Genomic DNA, 18,276 nt, shown 5'->3' on the forward strand with positions numbered 1-18,276 from the left:
CCATGACAACCTGAGCAGTGGAGGAAGCGTGACCTGGTCGCCGTTTCGGATCGACGTGCCGGACGACGTGCTCGATGATCTGCGCCGTCGGCTGCGTAACACTCGGTTCGGCGACCCGGCGGGTGGGCCGGCGTGGCAGGGCGGCGTGGATCTCGGCTATCTGCGGGACCTGATCGGCTATTGGGCCGATGGATTCGACTATCGGGCACGTGAGGCGGAGCTGAACGCCCTGCCGCACGGCATGGCCCACATCGACGGCACGCGTACGCACTTCCTGAAGATCCCCGGCAACGGGCCCGCGCCCATGCCGTTGCTGCTGAGCCATGGTTGGCCGAGCAGCTTCGTGGAGATGCTGCCGCTGGCGGCACGGCTCGCCGATCCAGGGCGATACGGGGGAGATCCGGCCGACGCGTTCGACGTGGTGATCCCGTCCATGCCCGGCTTCCTCTATTCTGACCTGCCTGCCGAGCCGCTGACCAGGGTATCGATGGCGCGGACACTGCACGCCCTGATGACCGAGGTCCTGGGGTACGAGCGTTACGGCGCGTTCGGCGGTGACATCGGCGGGGCGGCGACCGGGTGGCTTGGGGCGCTTTATCCGGAGCAGGTGATCGGGATTCATCTGATCCATCCGCCGTTCCCGGCCTCGATGGAGGACCCGCCGCTGTCGGCGGCGGAGCAGGCGTTCATCGACGCGGAAACCGTCTATGACGAGGGTGACGGCGGCTACAGCGCCATCATGGGCACGCGGCCCGACACCATCGCCGCCGCTCTGCTCGACTCGCCGGTCGGGCTGGCCGCGTGGATCGTCGACAAGTACCGGGACTGGAGCGACTGTCAGGGCGACGTGGAGACGCGGTTCGACCGCGACACCCTGCTGACGGTCCTCACCCTCTACTGGGCGACGGGCTCGATCGGCACCTCGTTCCGGCAATACTTCGACTTCGAACACAACTCCGCGCGGCCGGCCATCACCGTGCCGACGGCGATCACGCTGAGCCACGAGCCGGTGCTGGCGGGGTTTCCGCGGACGCTCGCCGAGCGCGCCTGCCCGGACATCCGGCACTGGAGCGAACCCGGAACAGGCGGCCACTTCCTGCCCATCGAAGAGCCCGCACTCCTCCAGGACGAGCTGACGACCTTCTTCCGGAAACTCCGGCACGCCTGACGCAGAGGTCTTCTCCTGCGCCCGACGTGGCGGCTCTCACGGGCGCCTGGCGTGGCGGCTCTCACATATGCCTGATGCGGTGAATCTCATGGACGCCTGGAGCGGCCGGATTTCACGGGCGGGCGGGGGCCGCCCGGCGTGAGCGCATGGACCCGCCCCATGGTCAGGAACTCAGCGTCGCTGAGGCGTCGAAGACCAGTTGGACCAGGCGTTCGGCGAGCTCGTCATCCAAGGGGGAGCCGCTCAGCAGCCTGCGGTAGAGGATGGTGCCCGCCCACAGGTCCTGAACCAAGCCGGTGTCGAGGGTGGCGGGCAGGTCGCCACGGTCGATGCCGCGGCGCAGGGCGACGGCGATGTTGTCGCGCTTGCGCAACAGGAACGTCTCACGGAAGCGCGCCAGCAACTCAGGGCTGCGTGCCAGATCGGCGGCCAGTGCGGGCACGGCGATCGCCAGGTCGGCGTCCGCGTAGTTGTCGATGGTCATGTCCACGGCGAGGCGCAACTCGGCCCGGGTGTCACCGAGATCCGGGATCTCGTCACCTTTGAAGACCTCGGCCAGCGCGTCGGCCAGCAAGGCCTCCCGGTTCGGCCACCACCGGTAGATGGTCGACTTGCCCACGCCCGCCTTCGCCGCGACCGCCTCGACGGTGAGGTCCGCATAGCCGCGTTCGGCCAGGACGTCACGTGCGGACTGACGGATCCGGGAGGCCGCGCGCGGCCCCGGTGGCTCGGCAGTGGTCACATTTTCCATGAAACGAAACGATACGACCCGTTTCATTCTTCGGCAAATCGCGCTACTCTCGAAATGAAACGAAACGTATCGTCCCATTCGGGAGATCTCATGCTGCACGGCTACACCCTTCCCCTGTCCCCGCGCGGCGAGGCCGGCCTGGCCCCGGCGCCGCCCTGGCACTACGCCGGCGACGTGCTCGGTGTGGAGTTCTGGGCCGCTCCTGAGGCCGCGGCCGCGTCCCTGCCGCAGGGGCTGGACCCGGACCCGTCCGGCCGCGGGGTCGCGATGTTCATCGACTGGCAGTTCTCCGCCGCCGACCAGGACTACCTCGACCCCGTACGCAGCCAGTACCGCGAGTTCATGGTGCTCATCGACGCGTTCTGGCAGGACAAGCCCGTCGCCTGGTGCCCCTACATCTACGTCGACAACGATGCCGCCCTGGCCCGCGGATGGATCCAGGGCTTCCCCAAGAAGCTCGGGGCCGTCCACCAGACCAGGACCTTCGCCGCGCAGGGCCCGGCCACACCGCAGGCCGGTCCGGGCGGCCGGTTCGCCGCCACCGCCTCGACCGCCGGGCAACGCATCGCCGAGGCCCTGGTCACCCTCGGCCAGCCGGTGCCCGACGCGACGGCGCTGTTGACCAGGCCCACGGTCAACCTGCGCCACTTCCCGCGCTTGACCTCCGGCCAGCACGAGGAGCCCGCCGTACACGAGCTGGTCATGGCCGTCTTCGACAACCCGCGCATCGACAACGCCTGGGTGGGGACCGGCGAGTTGTCCTTCCTGCCCGCCCGCGGCGAGGAGCTCGACGCGCTGGCGCCCACGCGCACCGGCATGGGCTTCCGCGCCTCGCTGTCCTACACCGTCAACGATCTGCACATCCTCGGCAGCTGATCCCGCAGCCCGACCGCCCTTCAGAGGCGAAGAACCGGGCACCAACGGAGAGGAGCAGGACATGGCTGATGCGATTTTCAAAGTCTTGGGGCCAGTGCGGGTGTGCTGGCCCGATGGGCGGCAGGTTCAGCTGAGCGGCAAGCAACGCGCCGTACTCGCCAGCCTGCTCCTCAACGTCAACACGCTGGTGTCCCAAGAGCGGCTGATGGCGGCACTGTGGGAGGACCCTCCCGCCTCGGCCATCTCCAACCTGCACACCCATGTCGCGCAGCTGCGCAGGGCACTGCCCACCGGCGCGCGGCTTCTGACGGAGGAAGCGGGCTACATCCTCGCGGCGGCCACCGAAGAGCTCGATCTCCTGGAGTTCGAGCAGGCGGTACGGCTGGCCCGAGACAGGACCGAGCAGGGCGACGTCCGCGCGGCCGTCCGCGAGTTCGAAAGAGCTCTGTCGATGTGGCGGGGGAGACCCGCCGAAGGCACCAAGCTCGCCGGTCCCGTCCTCGCCCGCGTGGCCGAACTGGAGGAACGGCTGGCCGCGGCGAGACTGGACTGGGCCGAAGCGAAGCTCGCCCTCGGCATGCCCATGGAGGTGATCGAAGACCTCCGCCTCTTCCTCGCCGAGCAGCCACTACGCGAGAGCGCCTGGCGATTACTCATGCTCGCGCATTCACGAGCGGGACAACGTGACAAGGCCCTCGAAGCCTTCCGGCACGCCCGGTCGGTGCTCATCGACGAGTTGGGCCTCGAACCCGGCGCGGAACTCCAACAGCTCCAGGCCGCGATCCTGGCCGGCACCGTTCCGCTGAACGGGACCGCACCGGGGACGCCGATCTGTCGGCTCCCGTCAGACGTCAGGCATTTCAGTGGCAGGCAGGCCGAACTGGCCACTCTGGACGAGCTCCTTCCCCGCGCCGAGGAGGAGCCGCCGCGCGCCGCCACGACCTGTGTGATCAGCGGTACCGGCGGGGTCGGGAAGACCTCACTCGCCGTGCGCTGGGCCCACAGCGTACGTGAACGCTTTCCCGATGGTCAGCTCTATGTGGACCTCCAGGGCTTCAGCTCCGCCGCGACGCCCCTCTCTCGGACGGAGGCCGTACGGATCCTGCTGGGGTTCCTCCAGCCGCCCCACAGCCGGATACCGTCCGCCTTCGACGAGCAGATCATGCTCTATCGCAACTTACTGACCGGCAAGCGGGTCCTCATCCTCCTGGACAACGCCCGAGAGCCCGATCAGGTACGCCCGCTGCTCCCTCCATCACCGGAAAGCCTCACTCTGGTGACCAGCAGGACCGTGCTCACCGGCCTGATCGCGGCCGAGGGCGCCCAACTGCTGCGGCTGGCGCCGCTCTCCGCCGCTCAGGCCGGCGAGCTGCTCAAACACCGCCTCGGGAAAGACCGGATAGCGGACGAACGCGAGGCGGCGGACGACATCATCAGAGCGTGCGCCGGACTGCCGCTGGCCCTGGGCATCGTCGCCGCACGGGCCATCGTCGACGAAGGCCTCTCCCTCGCCGCGCTGGCTGAAGAACTCCAAGCGGAGACCACCCGATTGGACGCTCTGCGCACCGAAGAGGTCAGAACCGACCTACGGGAAGTGTTCGGCTCCTCCTATCGCGTGCTGGCCCCTGAGACAGCCGAGACCTTCGCCTATCTGGGCCTGGTGCCGGGCCCCGACATCAGCCTGCTCGCCGCCGCCAACCTCATCGGCCAACCCGTTTCTCGTACGCGCACGCTCCTGCGCACGCTGGAAACCGCCCATCTGCTGCATCAGCACGTGCCCGGCCGCTATCGGATGCACGACCTCGTCCGCCTCTACGCCATCGAACGCGCGATCCTCGATCTGAGCGTGGATGACCGTGCCGCCGCGGTGCATCGTCTGGTGGCCTTCTTCCTGCACACGTCGTACGCGGCCGACCGGCTGATCTCCCCCTACCGTCTGGGCGCCAGGGCACTCGATCCGCCGGCTCCTGCTCGTCTCCCGCACGCCTTGGCCGACGCGGCGGCGGCGCAGGCCTGGTTCAGAGCCGAGCACGCCGGCCTGCTCGCCGTTCAGGAACTGGCCGTCAAGCATGATCTGCACGTCGCCGTGTGGCAACTGGCCTGGACGCTCAACACCTTCCACCAACGCCACAACCTGCTCCAGAACTCCGTCTCGACCTGGCGGATCGCGTCAAGCGCCGCTGAGCACCTGCCGGGTCCGGCCGTCCATGCCCTGGTCCACCAGATGCTCGGCCGAGCCTGCGCCGGAGCGGGGCTGCATGAGGAGTCCCAGTCCCATTTCGCCGAAGCCCTCGATCTGTACGAGCGATCCGGAGACATCGCCGGCCAGGCGTATGTTCGCCATTCGCTAGGGATCGCCTGGGGAGACCAGCACGAGCATGAGCGGGCGTTGTTCCAGCTGGAGCAGGCGCTGCGACTGTACGAGGACCTCGACGACGACGTGGCGGAGGCCAACGCGCTCAATTCCCTGGGCTGGAACCAAGCGCTGCTCGCCGACTTCGGCAATGCCCGGGCTCATTGCGAGCAGGCCCTGGCCCTGCTCCGCCGTCATGGTGATCGGGTCGGCGAGGCGGCGGTCCTCGACAGCCTCGGCTATATCGCCGGTCACACCGGTCAGCACGCCCGATCCCTCGACTACTACCACCAAGCCCTGAGATTGCGGCGGGAGAACGGCAACACCAGCCAAGAGGCCGAGACGCTCTCCCACCTCGGTGACACCTATCACGCCCTCGGCCGGCACGCCGAAGCCGCCCGAGCCTGGAACCAGGCACTCGCCATCTACCGGGCCCAGCACCACACCGCGAAGATCAAGAACGTGAACACGAGGCTCGCCGCCTCCGCGTCCCGGGCCTTTCCTCAGGTCAACGGTTGGCTTCCACATTCGCAAGGAGCCGTTTGAGCAGGCCGTCCAGGACCGCCTGTTCCGCCGGATCCAGTGCGCACACCATCCCGGCCTCCACTTCCGCCCGGATCCGCATGGCCTCCAGCCACAGCTCGTGCCCCTTGTCCGTCAGCTCCACGTCGACCCGGCGCCGGTCGTCCGTGCTGCGCAGACGTCGGATCAGGCCCGACTTCTCCAGCGTGTCGAGGCGGCCGGTCATCCCCGCGGGCGACAGCATCAGCTCCGCGGCCAGCTCCGAAGGCGTCGCCGAACCGGATCCGGCCACCAGCCGATGCAGCGTCTCGAACTCGAAGTCCTGCATCCCCACCTGCGCCAGCGCCGTCTCCTTCGTCTGACGCAGGTGCTTGACGAGGAACTGCATGCGCGTCACGACACCCTCCACCCGCTCGTCGTACGGCGCCTTGCCCCGCCACCGAGCCAGGTGCCGATCAACAGAGTCTTCAGCGCCGGCCGCGTTCATCGAGTCCACGGGCCAATCGTACGCCAGCAAGTATTTTGTTGACGAAACATTAGCCAGCGAATTAATCTCACCCTCCATGAGACTGCTGATCGGCCGAGCCATCTCCGCTCTGGCCACCGCCTTGATCCCTACCACCCTCACGCTCGCCGTCCTTCGCTCCACCGGCTCGGCCGAGGCCCTCGGCACCGTACTGGCCTGCGAGATGATCCCCCTCCTCCTGCTCCTCCCGGTCGGCGGGGTGCTGGCCGACAGGTTCCGGCCCGAGCGGGTGGCCTTGGTGGCCGACCTGGTCCGGGGCCTGTCCCAGGCCGCGATGGGGATCGAGCTGCTGATGGGCGCTGGTCGTGTGCTCGACCTGGCCGTGCTGTCCGCCGTCGCCGGGGTGGCGATCGCGTTCGGCATGCCGGCCGTGCCGAGGCTGGTCGTGGCCGTGGTGCCGGGCCCGGAGCGGCTGCGGGTGAACGCGCGCCTCGGTGTGGCCACGAGCGCGTCCAGCGTGCTCGCCCCGGCCTTGTCGGGCGGTGTGGTGCTGGTGGCGGGCCCGGGGTGGGCGGCGCTGCTCACCGCCGTGTTGTTCGCCTGCTCGGCACTCACCCTGGGCGGAGTCCGTACGGCCGAGCAGCCCACGAAACCTCGGGCCACGTTCGCGAAGGACCTGGCCGAGGGCTGGCGCGAAGTCAGGACGCGGCCGTGGTTCCTGAAGTCGGTGCTCGGTCACGGCGTATGGCACTTCATGGCCGGATTGTTCCTCACGCTTGGCCCGCTGACCGCGGTCAAGCAGCTCGGTGGTGAGGCCAGTTGGGTGCTGATCGTGCAGTGCGGCACGGTCGGCCTGGTGGCGGGGGTGTTCGTGGTGCCGCGGCTGCCCATCCGCAGGCCGCTGGTCGCCGTCCAGGTGGCCGCCGCGCTGTACCTGCTGCCGCTGGTGGCGCTGGCGGTGGCGGCGAACGCGGTGGTGATCGCGGTGGCCTACTTCGTGGCGATGTTCGGGCTCGGGGTGCTCAGCCCGCTGTGGGAGACGGTCGTCGCCGAGGAGATCCCAGAGGGCGCGATAGGGCGGGTGCGGGCCTTCGATCAGCTCATCTCGTTCGCGTCGCGGCCGTTCGGGCTGGCCGTCGCGGCGCCGCTCGCGGGGCTCGTGGGCATGACCGGGCTGCTGGTGGCGGGAGCGGTCGCCGTGGCCGGGGCGAACCTGGCCGCGATCACCGGCCTGCCGGCTTCGAAGCCGGAAGAGCCCCATCCAGCGGCGGAGTCTCCCGGAGAACTCCGTCGCTGATCTCCAGCACCCGGTCGGCCAGCGTGATGAGGCTCGGGTCGTGGGTGGCGACGAGCGCGGTGACGCCCTCGCTGCGTACCAGGGCCCGCAGCAGCTCCATGATCTGCCGCCCGGTCTGCGAGTCGAGCTGCCCGGTGGGCTCGTCGGCGACCAGCAGCCGGGGCCGGTTGGCCAGCGACCTGGCGATCGCCACGCGCTGCCGTTGCCCGCCCGACAGCTCGTACGGCCGCTGGTTGGCGTGCTGTTCCAGCCCCACCAGGGAGAGCAGCAGGCGCACCCGCGCATCTCGCTCCGCGACCGGCGTGCGGGCCAGCCGCATCGGCACGCCGACGTTCTCGGCCGCCGACAGCACCGGGATCAGCCCGAACGACTGGAACACGAACCCGACCACGTCGCGGCGGAGCGCCAGCAGGTCGTCCTCGGACATCGAGGTGACCTCGGCCCCGGCCACCACGACCCGCCCGGCGTCGGGCCGGTCGAGCCCGCCGATCTGGTTCAGCAGGGTCGTCTTGCCGGACCCCGACCGGCCGCGGACGGCGATCAGCTCGCCGGGGTACGCCGAGAACGACACCTCCCGCAGCGCCACGACCTCCTTCGGCCCGCTCCGGTAGACCCGGCGCACCCCTTCGACGACGACCAAGGGCTCACTGCTCATCGGAGGGCTCCTCCCGGGCCGGCCACACGCCGATGTGGTCGGATTCGAGTTCGAGGCGCACCCGGCGCTCCATGTCCAGGGCGTTCATGAAGTCGCGGGGCAGTTGCAGCCGCCCGACACGGTCGAGCACGGCGTACTCCTCGGCGACGCCCTCGCGGCGGAGCGTCTCGCTGCTGGTACGCCCGTCGCGGATGCCGATCGTCCGGTCGACGCGCTCGGACACCAGCGGGTCGTGGGTCACGATCACCACGGTCACGCCCAGCTCACCGTTGGCCTTGCGCAGCGAACCGAACACCTCCTCCGACGTCTCGCTGTCCAGTTCGCCGGTGGGTTCGTCGGCCAGGACGAGCTGCGGGGAGTTGGCCAGGGCGACGGCGATGGCCACCCGCTGCTGCTCGCCGCCGGACATCTCGGGCACCTTCCGGCCGGCGCAGGAGCCGACGCCCATCAGGTCGAGCAGTTCGGCCGCGCGGCCCCGGCGGGCCTTACCGGCCAGCTTCATCGGCAGCTCGACGTTCTCGCGCGCGGTCAGGTAGGGGAGCAGGTTGCGCGCGGTCTGCTGCCAGACGAACCCGACGATGTCGCGCCGGTAACGCAGCCGGTCCTTCGCGGTCATCGACAGCAGGTCCGTGCCCGCCACCCGGGCCACCCCCGCCGTCGGCACGTCCAGGCCGGACAGGACGTTCAGCAGCGTCGACTTGCCCGACCCGGAGGCCCCGACGACGGCGACCAGTTCGCCCTTCTGGATGAGCAGGTCGAGGCCCTGCAGGGCGACCACCTCGACGCCCTCGGTCTTGTAGATGCGGACCAGGTTGTCGCACACGATGTGCGCGTCGGCGCCGAAGGCGGCCTTCTGCTCGGCGGCCCTGGCCTCCAGTTCGGACAACGTAGGACTCATGTGAGGTCACCCACTCGGAGTACGGCGCCGAGGTTGCGGCGGCGGCTGATGGCGGTGTGCGCGTAGACGCCGAGCACGGCGACGGCGGCCAGCCCGGCCGCCAGGAGGGCCGGCATGACCGGATCGGCGGAGTAGCCGCCGACGGTCAGGTCACCGGTGTAGGCGGACAGGTCGATCGCGGGCCCGAGCGCCGGGGGCAGGCCGAGGCCGAGCGCGAGCCCGGCGAGCGAGGTGATGAGGATCAGCGGCAGGATCTCCAGCACGGTCAGGCCCCGCGCCTGCCGGTCCGACAGCCCCAGCGTGCGCAGGAACGACAGCGCCCTGGCCCGGTCGGCCGCGCCGATCACCAGCGTCACGACCACGGCGATGAGCGCGTAGACCGCCAGCGCGACGGTGGTGATGAGCAGGACGTCCTGGACGGTACCGGTCAGCGGGTCGTCCTCGATCGCGGCCAGGGCCCGCTCCTGCGAGGTCAGCTCGGCCGCCGGCTGGCCGGTGGCCGCCAGCAAGGCCGCCGGATCTGCGTCGCCCTTGATCAGCAGGGTGTTGACGCCGGGCCGCTTGTTGGTCTCGAACGGCAGCACGATGAACTTGCCGCTCGGGTAGAAGCCGGGCAGAGCGGCGATCTCGCCGGCCGTGGTGACCTTCATCCGCTCGTACCAGCCGATCTCGAACGTGCCGCGCCCGCGCAGCTCGTGGGAGACCAGCACCGGGATCCCGGAGGTTCCGGAGGCGAGGGCGGGCACGCTGATCGGCGCGTCGTCCAGCAGCCGCCGCCATTGGGCCAGGTCGACGGCGATGACCTGGGCCCGCTCGCCGCTGTAGCCGAGCTGCGCGCTGGCGGTCTGCGCGGGCACGAGCAGCCGCACGCCGGGTACCTTACGCACCCGATCGATGGCGTCGGGAGGCAGCTCCACGGGTGAGGTCAGCTTGATCGGCGCGCCGACGCTCTGCCAGGACGCCAGGCGCTGCGTGGCCGACAGCCCGCCGGAGATCACCGCCCCGAACACCGACACGGCCAGCGCGGGCAGCAGGATCAGCACCGGCAGCGCGCTGGCGGATCGCGCCCGGGCCGCCCTGGTCAGGCCCAGGAAGGGCACGGCGAGCCGGCCGCGGGCGGCCAGGCGTACGAGGAGCTTGAGGGGGAGGGGATAGCAGCGGATGGTGATCAGCGCGGCGGCGACGGTCAGCGCGACCGGTACGAGGACTAGGAACGGGTCCTGCCCGCCGGTCGTCAGGCCACGGGTGCGCAGCAGGTACGCGCCGGCCAGCGCGAGGCCGACGACCAGCACCTCCAGCGTGATCCGCCGAGCCGACGGGCGGGCGGCGGCCACGTCGTCGCGCCGCTCGTGCAGCGGCGTCCGGTGCGTCACGGCCAGCCGCGCGGCCGCGTAACCGACCGCCGTGAGCGGCACGAGAGCGGGCCCGGCATGGGCGATCCACGGCACCGGCCCCGGCACCAGGAAGGCCAGCGCCCATCCGGCCAGCGCCGCGGGCGCCACCGCGATCGCGACGAGCGCCGCGCCGGTCCCCGCCACCTGCCGCAGCGACCCGCCGCGCGCCCGCGCCAGCGCCAGCGGGTGGTCGATCCGCTCGATCAGCAGTTGTACGGCCAGCACGAGCACCCCGAGCGCCACGACCAGCAGGCCGCCGAGCACCAGGAACATCACGGTCTGCGCGGCGCCCAGCGCGGTCCCGAACCCGGCCAGCACCCCCGGCAGATCCGTCGCCAGCTCGTACGGGCTCCCGTCGCCCGCCAGCTGCAGCGGGATCAACCGCCCGTAGTCCTCGACGGCGGCGCTCAGTTCGGGCACGTCGAGAGAGGCGGGCGCGGTGGGATCGACCGGCAGGATCCAGCTGTAGACCAGGTTGCGGGTGGCGCCGCTCAGAACGGCCAGGCCGCTAGCCGGGATCAGCGCGGTCGTGCGCCGCTCCATCTCCTGCTTGCCGGGCGGCTGGACCTGCGTGACGTGCAGGACGTCGACGTCGTGGCTCCAGTAACGGGCGGCGGAATCCTTCGCCCTGAACACCCCGACGACCTTGGCGGCGATCTGGTTGCTCTCGCCGAGGATCCGCACGTCGCCGACCTCCAGCGGCATCGTGGTGCGGGCCTCGTCGACGATGCCCACCTCGAACAGCGGAATCTCCGACCCGTTCCAGCGAAGGACACCCGGTTTGCCCGGCGCCCGGCCGTCGATCCACTCGACCCGCCGGTCGCCGTCGGACAGCCAGGCGAGGTTGATGTAGGTGAGCCCGTTCGACTGGTAGACCGGCGTGTCGTACGTCTTCGCGCTCATCTGGCCGGAGGCCGAGACCAGCGGCCGCAGCCGCGGCGGCAGGAGCGAGCGGAGCCTGGCGTCCTTGGTGGCGAACTGGCCGGGGTCGCGCAGATCCGCCTGCTGCCCGCGCGTCTGGGTCTGTACGGTCAGGTCGGCCTGCGACGCGGACGCTTTCTGGAGGGCCCCGTGAAGCGCGTCGTCGTACGAGCCCTGCAGCACCCGTGGCAGCCCCGCCACGAGCAGGCAGGCGCTCAACGTCAGCAGGGACAGCACGGCGACCACGCCGAGCCGCACCCGGGCGAGCAGCAGGATCCTCACAAGTCCTCCCCACCCTGCCCGCGCAGGTTGCGGGCCAGCACCGCGACGATGCCGAGCAGCAGCGCGGCCACCAGCGCCAGCATGGCCGCGGTCGCCGCCCATGGGATGTCGAGCAGCACGTCGGGCGTGACCGCCGCGGCCTGCCCGGTGAGCACGATGTGCGGCACGACCAGAACGCCCACGACGACCGCCAGGGCCGTGCCCGCCACCAGCGACAGCCCGATGACGAACGCCTGCTCGATCGCCAGCATCCCGAACACCTGCCGTGAGCTCACCCCGAGCGCCCGCAGGATCGTGAACTCGGCCATCCGCTCCCGGGCCGCGACGCTGGCGTTCACCAGGAAGCCCAGCACCGCGAACGCCAGCGCGGCCACGAAGCCCAGGATCAGCGCCCCCTGCAGCCCGCTGGCCAGCGGGTCGTCCCGCAGCCGCTCGGCGAGTTCGCGCTGGTCGACGGCCGTGACGTTCCACTCCGGCCGCTTCTTCAGCGCCGCGAGCGCGGGCTCGGTGTCGCCGCCGTCGGTGGCGAGCCACCATTCGGTGGCCGGTTTGGGTATCTGTCCCGCCGCCAGGCCGTATGCCTGGAGGGTGCCCCAGTCGGCCAGTACGGCCGGCTGGTCCGCGGCGGTCGTCGGCATGCGATCGACCAGGCCGGCGACCTTGACCTCGACGACCTGCCGATCCAGGCTGACCCGGCTCACCTGGCCCGGCGAGAGCTTGAGCGAGGCGGCCAGGTCGGTGGTGAGCACCACCGGCAGCGGACCGGTCGGCTCGCCGAAGGCGACCACGGCCGGCCGCGATCCGGTCACCTTCAGCGAAATCGCGTCGCCAGGGCTCAGACCGGTCACCGTGACCTGCGCGTCGCCGCTCTCGGGCGGATTGGCGACCAGGCCGCGGACGGACAGCGGGTAGGCGATCTTCCCGGTCCGCCCGGCCGACGCCCCGAGATCCAGGTCGATCTGGTTGTCGCCCCGATGGAGCCGGCCCAGGGACAGCTCGCGCCAGACGCCGAGCGCGTCCGAGATCATCATCCGCAGCGGCACCTCGGCGTCGGCGTGGGCCCGTACCGTGAGCGTGGTGGGCCTGCCCGGCAGCTCCAGCGGGCCACCTCGCGGCCGGCCCGAGCGCAGTTCCCGCGCCATCTCCCCGACCGATCGCGCCGACAGGTCGGGCCGCAACTGGAGGAGCCGGTCGAGCTTGCCGGCGTCGAGGCCGAGCAGGACCGCGTCCTCGCCGCTGAGGTCCACCTGGCCGCGGAAGGCGGGGGAGACCGTTGTGACGCCCGGCAGCGCCGCGAACGCGGTGCCCCGCCCGAACATGCCCAGCTCGGGACCGTCCGGTGGCCCGGAGATCCGCAGATCGGCCCCGATCTGGTGACGGGCCTGGTCCTCCTGGGAGCCGCGCCAGGTGGCGGCCGTGGCCATGGACACGATGCCGATCGCGATGGCCATGGTCAGTAGCAGCGCGGGCCCCGCGTACCTGAGCGGCCGCCTGCTGACCTGCCAGACGCCGAGCGCCGGAGCCAGCGTGGGCCGCCGGGCGGTGAGTCGCTCGGCCAGCTTCGAGACGCGGGGCACCAGGCGCAGGCCCAGCATGCCGCCGGTGAGCAGCGCCAGCGCCGGGCCCGAGACGATGAGCGGGTCGATGCCGAGGTCGCCGGCGGCGGTCGCGGTGACGGGCGCGCCATAGCGCCGCAGCTGCCAGATGGCCAGCGCCGCGACCAGCAGCAGCGCCAGGTCCGCCCCGGCCCGCTCGATCAGCCCGCGCCCGCCGCTCCGGCCGCGCGTCGACTGCTCCTCCACGTAGGTACGCCGGGCGCCCGCGAGGGCCGGCAGCATGAGGAGTACGGCCGAGGCCAGGGCCACGCCGATCGAGACCGCGAACGTGCCGAGATCGGCCGAGGGCGCCAGCCGTACACCGGAGGCCTTGATCCAGGGCAGCGCGTTGACCAGGGCCAGCAGCGGCGGGCCGAGGAACGGCGCGACGATCGCGCACGGGACGGCCACCAGCAGCGCCTCGCCACCCGCCAGCGCGGCCAGCCGCAGCGTGCCCGCGCCGCGCGAGCGCAGCAGCGCCACCTCCATGCGGCGGTGGTCGGCGAGCAGGCGGGCGGTGAGCATGAGCGCGTACGCGGCCAGCAGCAGAAGCTGGAGCACCGGGATGAGCATGGTGGAGCGGGCCACCAGGGCGGCGGTGCCGAGCTGGGTGAGGATCTCCGGCAGGCGGCTGGTGGCGGTGCAGCTCGCGCAGCCGTTCGCCCGCAGCCGGTCGCGTAGCTCGCTCACCCGGCCGGCGAACGGCCGTAGCTGCTCCGGCGACAGCGTGCGCAGGTCGGGGACTGCGGTCCAGGTGGCGTTGACGTTCGTGGCGAAGCGGCTCAGGAACGTCTGGCGGGGGACCATCAGCGGGCCGTAGGTGGTGTACTCGCCCGTCTCGACGCCCCTGGTGAGCAGTTGCTCACCGGTCCAGCGGTCGCCGAACGGGTCGTTGAGCTGGAAGACGCCGGTGATGCGGACCTTGACCGCCTTGTGGTCGAGGCGGCCCTCGGTGGTGATCTCCTGACCGGACTTGAGGCCGCTCGCCGAGGCCGCCGACAGCGAGATCGCGGCCTCGACGACGTCGCTTCCGGCTCCCGGCCAGGTGCCGGAGATCAGCTTGGCGTGGGTGTCGAGGCCGTCATAGCTACCGAACCTGAGCAGTTCGGGGGTCTTGCGGCGCTCCTGGCCCGGCAGGACGTAGGAGTCGGAGCGGAAGGCGGTCGTGATGGCGGCGGGCGCGCCCGCGTAGGCCCTGGCGAGCTCGGCGCGGATCGCCCGGTCGAGCGCCGGGAACGTCTCGGTGTTGACGGGCGTGGCGATGGTGGCGGCCACCTGGCCCAGCGACGCGGTCTCCATCGTGCGGCGCACGCCCACCTCGGCGATGGTGGAGGCGTACATCGTCAGCGCTACCAGCGTCGTGGTGGCCAGCAGGATCGACCCGAACGCGGCCAGTAACAGCAGCGGCTCGCTGAACGCCCGTTTGACGACCAACGGCCCCCGCATACGCCCCCCTTGCCCCGTTTAGTGAACCTTTGGGCATTCAGGCGGGGGAGGCAAGGTGATCTTCAGAACGGTGACGGACCCGAAACGCCGGTGTGATATCGAAACCGTGACACAAAAAACGCCGCACCCCTTGACGGCGGTGCGGCGCTGTGGTGCCTTGCCTCTGACGTCCTACTTGGCAGCCAGGCCGGCGGCCTGCTTGGCGATCGCCGACTTGCGGTTGGCGGCCTGGTTCTTGTGGATGACACCCTTGCTGACGGCCTTGTCGAGCTGACGGGCGGCAGCCCGCTGCAGCTCGGCGGCCTGCTGGGCGTCGCCCTGCTCGGCAGCCTCGCGGAACTTGCGCACAGCCGTCTTCAGCGAAGACTTGACGGCCTTGTTGCGCAGGCGAGCCTTCTCGTTCTGCTTGTTGCGCTTGATCTGGGACTTGATGTTCGCCACGAAGAAGCCTCGGTGAAAGTCTGGTGATGGATGGGGCGCGCGGGCTCGAGAGAGGGCGCGCCACACGCAGTTGAACAGGTTACCAATAACCCAGGCGGCAGCTCAAATCAACACCCTGGGTAATTGGAGTCTCGGCCTAGTGTACGCGCTCAGGAGAACCACTCGGTGGTGTATTCGCGCCAATCCTCCTCAGTTGCCGCGAAATCGACGTACAGCGCCAGGCCGAACCGCTCCCGCCTGCCATGGTCCGTCAGGGCCAGCTTGGCGCCCTGGGCGGCCATGGCGACGCTCTCGGCGGAGTCGCTCCAGCCGACGCCATGGTCGTGGTAGGCGGGGGCGCCCACGAGGACCAGCTTCGTCTCGGGGACCAGGTCGAGAGCGAGTGTGGCCTGCCGTGCGACATACCCCCCGTAAAGGGACTGTGCGGGGGTGAAGGAGTCGTACGTCATGATGGCGACCTGGTCGACGCGGTCGGCGGCCTGCTGGAAGTAGCCGCTCGACCAGTACTTGTCGTGGCCGATGATGGCCCGGGCGGGCAGGCGCATCAGGGGGTACGGCTCGATCTGGGGCGTCGAGATGGACAGGAGCCTGGTGCGCAGGCGGGTCTTCTCGAGGAGGTCGAGGAAGTTGCGGTCGCCGTCGCCGATCGGCTCGAAGTCGTAGTGGATGCCGTCGAAGCCGGTCTGCATGATGGCGGCGGCTCCGGCCAGGACGTTCTCGCGGGATGTGGCGTCGTCGAGGTCGAGGAGGCCGTCGACCTTCTGGCCGAGCCAGGCGGAGACGCGGACGCCGGGGAGGCGCTCGCGAACCCATTGGACGAAATTTCGGGCGCTGGGGTATTTTGCGGGATCTAGGCGGCCGTCCTTCTCGAACGGTCCCGAATGGACGTACAGATCCTTGATGCCCGTGGCGCGCAGGCGTACCGCGAGCCGCTCCACGTCTGCCTCCGTACGACGGCCGTCGACCCATGCGTGGCCGAGCCAGAGGGCGTCGTTACCTGTGCTCTTCGCCCAGGCCGCCGGGGCACCGGTAAACTGAAGACGGAGCGCGCCGGCCAGGAGGCCGATCAGCGCGACGACGATGGCCAGGGCCAGCGCGACAAGGCGCAGGCCACGGCGAATGGCGGTTCGGGCAATCACCCGGGCATGTCACCATGAAAGACGCTTGACCTCAACCCTGTCGAAACGGACTTCGGTGCGCACTCAGCCTGGCCAGACCGACCCCGCGTTGATCCGCAACTTCTGCATCATCGCGCATATCGACCACGGCAAGTCGACCCTTGCCGATCGGATGCTGCAGATCACCGGCGTGGTCGACGACCGGTCCATGCGTGCCCAATACCTCGACCGGATGGACATCGAGCGAGAGCGCGGCATCACGATCAAGTCGCAGGCCGTCCGGTTGCCGTGGGACGGCCACGTGCTCAACATGATCGACACGCCGGGCCACGTCGACTTCACCTACGAGGTGTCCCGGTCGCTGCAGGCGTGCGAGGGCGCGATCCTGCTGGTCGACGCCGCCCAGGGCATCGAGGCGCAGACGCTGGCCAACCTCTACCTGGCCATGAACAACGACCTGCACATCATCCCGGTGCTCAACAAGATCGACCTGCCCGCCGCGCAGCCGGAGAAGTTCGCCGAGGAGCTCGCGGGCCTGATCGGCTGCGACCCGTCCGAGGTGCTCAGGGTCTCCGGCAAGACCGGCGACGGTGTGCGCGAGCTGCTCGACCACGTGGTGCAGACCGTCCCCGCACCGGTGGGCGCCGCCGACGAGCCCGCCCGCGCGCTGATCTTCGACTCGGTCTACGACACCTACCGGGGCGTCGTCACGTACGTCCGGGTCTTCGACGGCCACCTGGGCAAGCGCGAGCGCATCCTGATGATGTCGACCCAGGCCGCCCACGAGACGCTGGAGATCGGCGTCATCTCGCCCGAGCCCAAGGTGTCGGAGCTGGGGCTGGGCGTCGGCGAGGTGGGCTACCTGATCACCGGCGTCAAGGACGTGCGCCAGTCGCGCGTCGGTGACACCGTCACCTCGGTCGCCAAGGGCGCCACCGAGATGCTGGCGGGCTACGACCACCCCAAGCCGATGGTGTTCTCCGGCCTCTATCCGATCGACGGCGACCAATACCCCGAGCTGCGCGAAGCCCTCGACAAGCTGCAGCTCAACGACGCCGCGCTGATCTACGAGCCGGAGACCTCGGCCGCGCTCGGCTTCGGCTTCCGCGTCGGCTTCCTCGGCCTGCTGCACATGGAGATCGTCCGCGAACGCCTGGAGCGCGAGTTCGGCCTGTCGCTGATCTCCACCGCGCCCAACGTCGTCTACCGCGTGGTCATGGAGGACGGCAGCGAACTGACCGTCACCAACCCGTCGGAGTTCCCCACCGGTGGCAAGATCGCGCAGGTCTTCGAGCCGGTGACCAAGTCGACCATCCTGGCCCCGGCCGAGTTCATCGGCGTGATCATGGAGATCTGCCAGGGGCGGCGCGGTCAGCTCCGCGGCATGGACTACCTGTCGGAAGACCGGGTCGAGATCCGCTACACACTGCCGCTCGGCGAGATCATCTTCGACTTCTTCGACCAGCTCAAGTCGCGCACCCGCGGCTACGCCTCGCTCGACTACGAGCCCGACGGGGAGCTGGAGTCCGAGCTGGTCAAGGTCGACATCCTGCTCCAGGGCGAGCCGGTCGACGCCTTCAGCGCCATCGTCCACAAGGACAAGGCTTATGCGTACGGCGTGGACATGGCCAAGAAGCTGCGTGAGCTCATCCCGAGGCAGCAGTTCGAGGTGCCGATCCAGGCGGCCATCGGGGCCCGTGTGATCGCCCGGGAGAACATCCGCGCGATCCGAAAGGACGTTCTGGCCAAGTGCTACGGCGGCGACATCACGCGTAAGCGCAAGCTGCTGGAGAAGCAGAAGGAAGGCAAGAAGCGGATGAAGATGGTCGGCCGGGTCGAGGTGCCTCAGGAGGCGTTCGTCGCGGCGCTGTCGACCGATTCGAGCGCCGACAAGACCAAGAAGTAGCCGACTGCTCGCCGCAAAGGACCTTCGCTACGCTCCGGACGACCTTTTCAGCCCACCCCTTACCCGATTCGGTGGTTGGCCGTCTGATGCCCGCCCGTCCAAAAAGGCCCTCCGCTTCGCTCCGGACGTCCTTCCAGGCGGGCTGACGCCCGCCCCCTGAAGGACCTCGCTACGCTCGAACCGCCCT

At 70.2% G+C, this 18,276-nt stretch carries 13 protein-coding genes; 5 read left to right on the forward strand and 8 right to left on the reverse strand.

The window, feature by feature from the left end; all coding sequences use genetic code 11:
- The first annotated feature begins 28 nt into the window (after window positions 1–28).
- Window positions 29–1,168 carry an epoxide hydrolase family protein gene (locus AB0B91_RS48725; RefSeq protein WP_358336365.1) on the forward strand — a complete coding sequence of 380 codons (1,140 nt, stop codon included), beginning with the start codon at window positions 29–31 and terminating at the stop codon, window positions 1,166–1,168.
- Between the two features lie 163 nt (window positions 1,169–1,331).
- On the opposite strand, the gene AB0B91_RS48730 is transcribed toward AB0B91_RS48725, so the two are convergent.
- Window positions 1,332–1,919 (reverse strand): TetR/AcrR family transcriptional regulator, encoded by a 588-nt coding sequence (locus AB0B91_RS48730; protein ID WP_358336368.1) that lies wholly within the window; start codon window positions 1,917–1,919, stop codon window positions 1,332–1,334.
- A 90-nt stretch (window positions 1,920–2,009) separates the two neighbouring features.
- On the opposite strand from AB0B91_RS48730, the gene AB0B91_RS48735 reads away from it, so the two are divergent.
- Together AB0B91_RS48735 and AB0B91_RS48740 are read left to right on the forward strand one after the other, a co-directional pair.
- Window positions 2,010–2,795 carry an acetoacetate decarboxylase family protein gene (locus tag AB0B91_RS48735; RefSeq protein WP_358336370.1) on the forward strand — a complete coding sequence of 262 codons (786 nt, stop codon included), beginning with the start codon at window positions 2,010–2,012 and terminating at the stop codon, window positions 2,793–2,795.
- Between the two features lie 61 nt (window positions 2,796–2,856).
- Window positions 2,857–5,694, forward strand: a complete 2,838-nt coding sequence (locus AB0B91_RS48740; RefSeq protein WP_358336373.1) for a BTAD domain-containing putative transcriptional regulator — start codon at window positions 2,857–2,859, stop codon at window positions 5,692–5,694.
- Here the strand turns inward: AB0B91_RS48740 and AB0B91_RS48745 are convergent.
- Window positions 5,657–6,157 carry a MarR family transcriptional regulator gene (locus tag AB0B91_RS48745; protein WP_358336613.1) on the reverse strand — a complete coding sequence of 167 codons (501 nt, stop codon included), beginning with the start codon at window positions 6,155–6,157 and terminating at the stop codon, window positions 5,657–5,659. The two genes, AB0B91_RS48740 and AB0B91_RS48745, sit on opposite strands and share 38 nt — an antisense overlap.
- A gap of 76 nt (window positions 6,158–6,233) precedes the next feature.
- Between AB0B91_RS48745 and AB0B91_RS48750 the strand changes: the two genes are divergently transcribed.
- A complete protein-coding gene (locus AB0B91_RS48750) occupies window positions 6,234–7,433 on the forward strand; it encodes an MFS transporter (RefSeq protein ID WP_358336376.1) in 1,200 nt (399 codons plus the stop codon).
- Here AB0B91_RS48750 and AB0B91_RS48755 read toward each other — a convergent pair.
- From AB0B91_RS48755 to AB0B91_RS48780, 6 genes are all read right to left on the reverse strand, one after another.
- Window positions 7,360–8,088: an ABC transporter ATP-binding protein gene (locus AB0B91_RS48755; RefSeq protein ID WP_358336379.1), complete on the reverse strand. Its 729-nt coding sequence runs from the start codon at window positions 8,086–8,088 to the stop codon at window positions 7,360–7,362. The two genes, AB0B91_RS48750 and AB0B91_RS48755, sit on opposite strands and share 74 nt — an antisense overlap.
- Window positions 8,078–8,986 (reverse strand): ABC transporter ATP-binding protein, encoded by a 909-nt coding sequence (locus AB0B91_RS48760; RefSeq protein WP_358336382.1) that lies wholly within the window; start codon window positions 8,984–8,986, stop codon window positions 8,078–8,080. The genes AB0B91_RS48755 and AB0B91_RS48760 overlap by 11 nt, the downstream gene beginning before the upstream one ends.
- The gene (locus AB0B91_RS48765) at window positions 8,983–11,583 is read right to left on the reverse strand and encodes an FtsX-like permease family protein (protein ID WP_358336384.1); all 2,601 of its coding nucleotides are present in this window, start codon (window positions 11,581–11,583) and stop codon (window positions 8,983–8,985) included. Before AB0B91_RS48765 ends, AB0B91_RS48760 begins: the two co-directional genes overlap by 4 nt.
- A complete protein-coding gene (locus AB0B91_RS48770) occupies window positions 11,580–14,624 on the reverse strand; it encodes an FtsX-like permease family protein (protein WP_358336387.1) in 3,045 nt (1,014 codons plus the stop codon). The genes AB0B91_RS48765 and AB0B91_RS48770 overlap by 4 nt, the downstream gene beginning before the upstream one ends.
- 171 nt (window positions 14,625–14,795) lie before the next feature.
- Window positions 14,796–15,065 (reverse strand): 30S ribosomal protein S20, encoded by a 270-nt coding sequence (gene rpsT, locus AB0B91_RS48775; protein ID WP_358034663.1) that lies wholly within the window; start codon window positions 15,063–15,065, stop codon window positions 14,796–14,798.
- Between the two features lie 149 nt (window positions 15,066–15,214).
- Complete coding sequence (locus AB0B91_RS48780) at window positions 15,215–16,204, reverse strand: glycosyl hydrolase family 18 protein (protein ID WP_358336390.1); 990 nt, start codon at window positions 16,202–16,204, stop codon at window positions 15,215–15,217.
- Between the two features lie 55 nt (window positions 16,205–16,259).
- On the opposite strand from AB0B91_RS48780, the gene lepA reads away from it, so the two are divergent.
- Window positions 16,260–18,089 (forward strand): translation elongation factor 4, encoded by a 1,830-nt coding sequence (gene lepA / locus AB0B91_RS48785; protein ID WP_358336393.1) that lies wholly within the window; start codon window positions 16,260–16,262, stop codon window positions 18,087–18,089.
- Window positions 18,090–18,276: the final 187 nt, after the last annotated feature.

The organism is Nonomuraea sp. NPDC049141, assembly GCF_040648415.1.
Lineage (GTDB): Bacteria > Actinomycetota > Actinomycetes > Streptosporangiales > Streptosporangiaceae > Nonomuraea.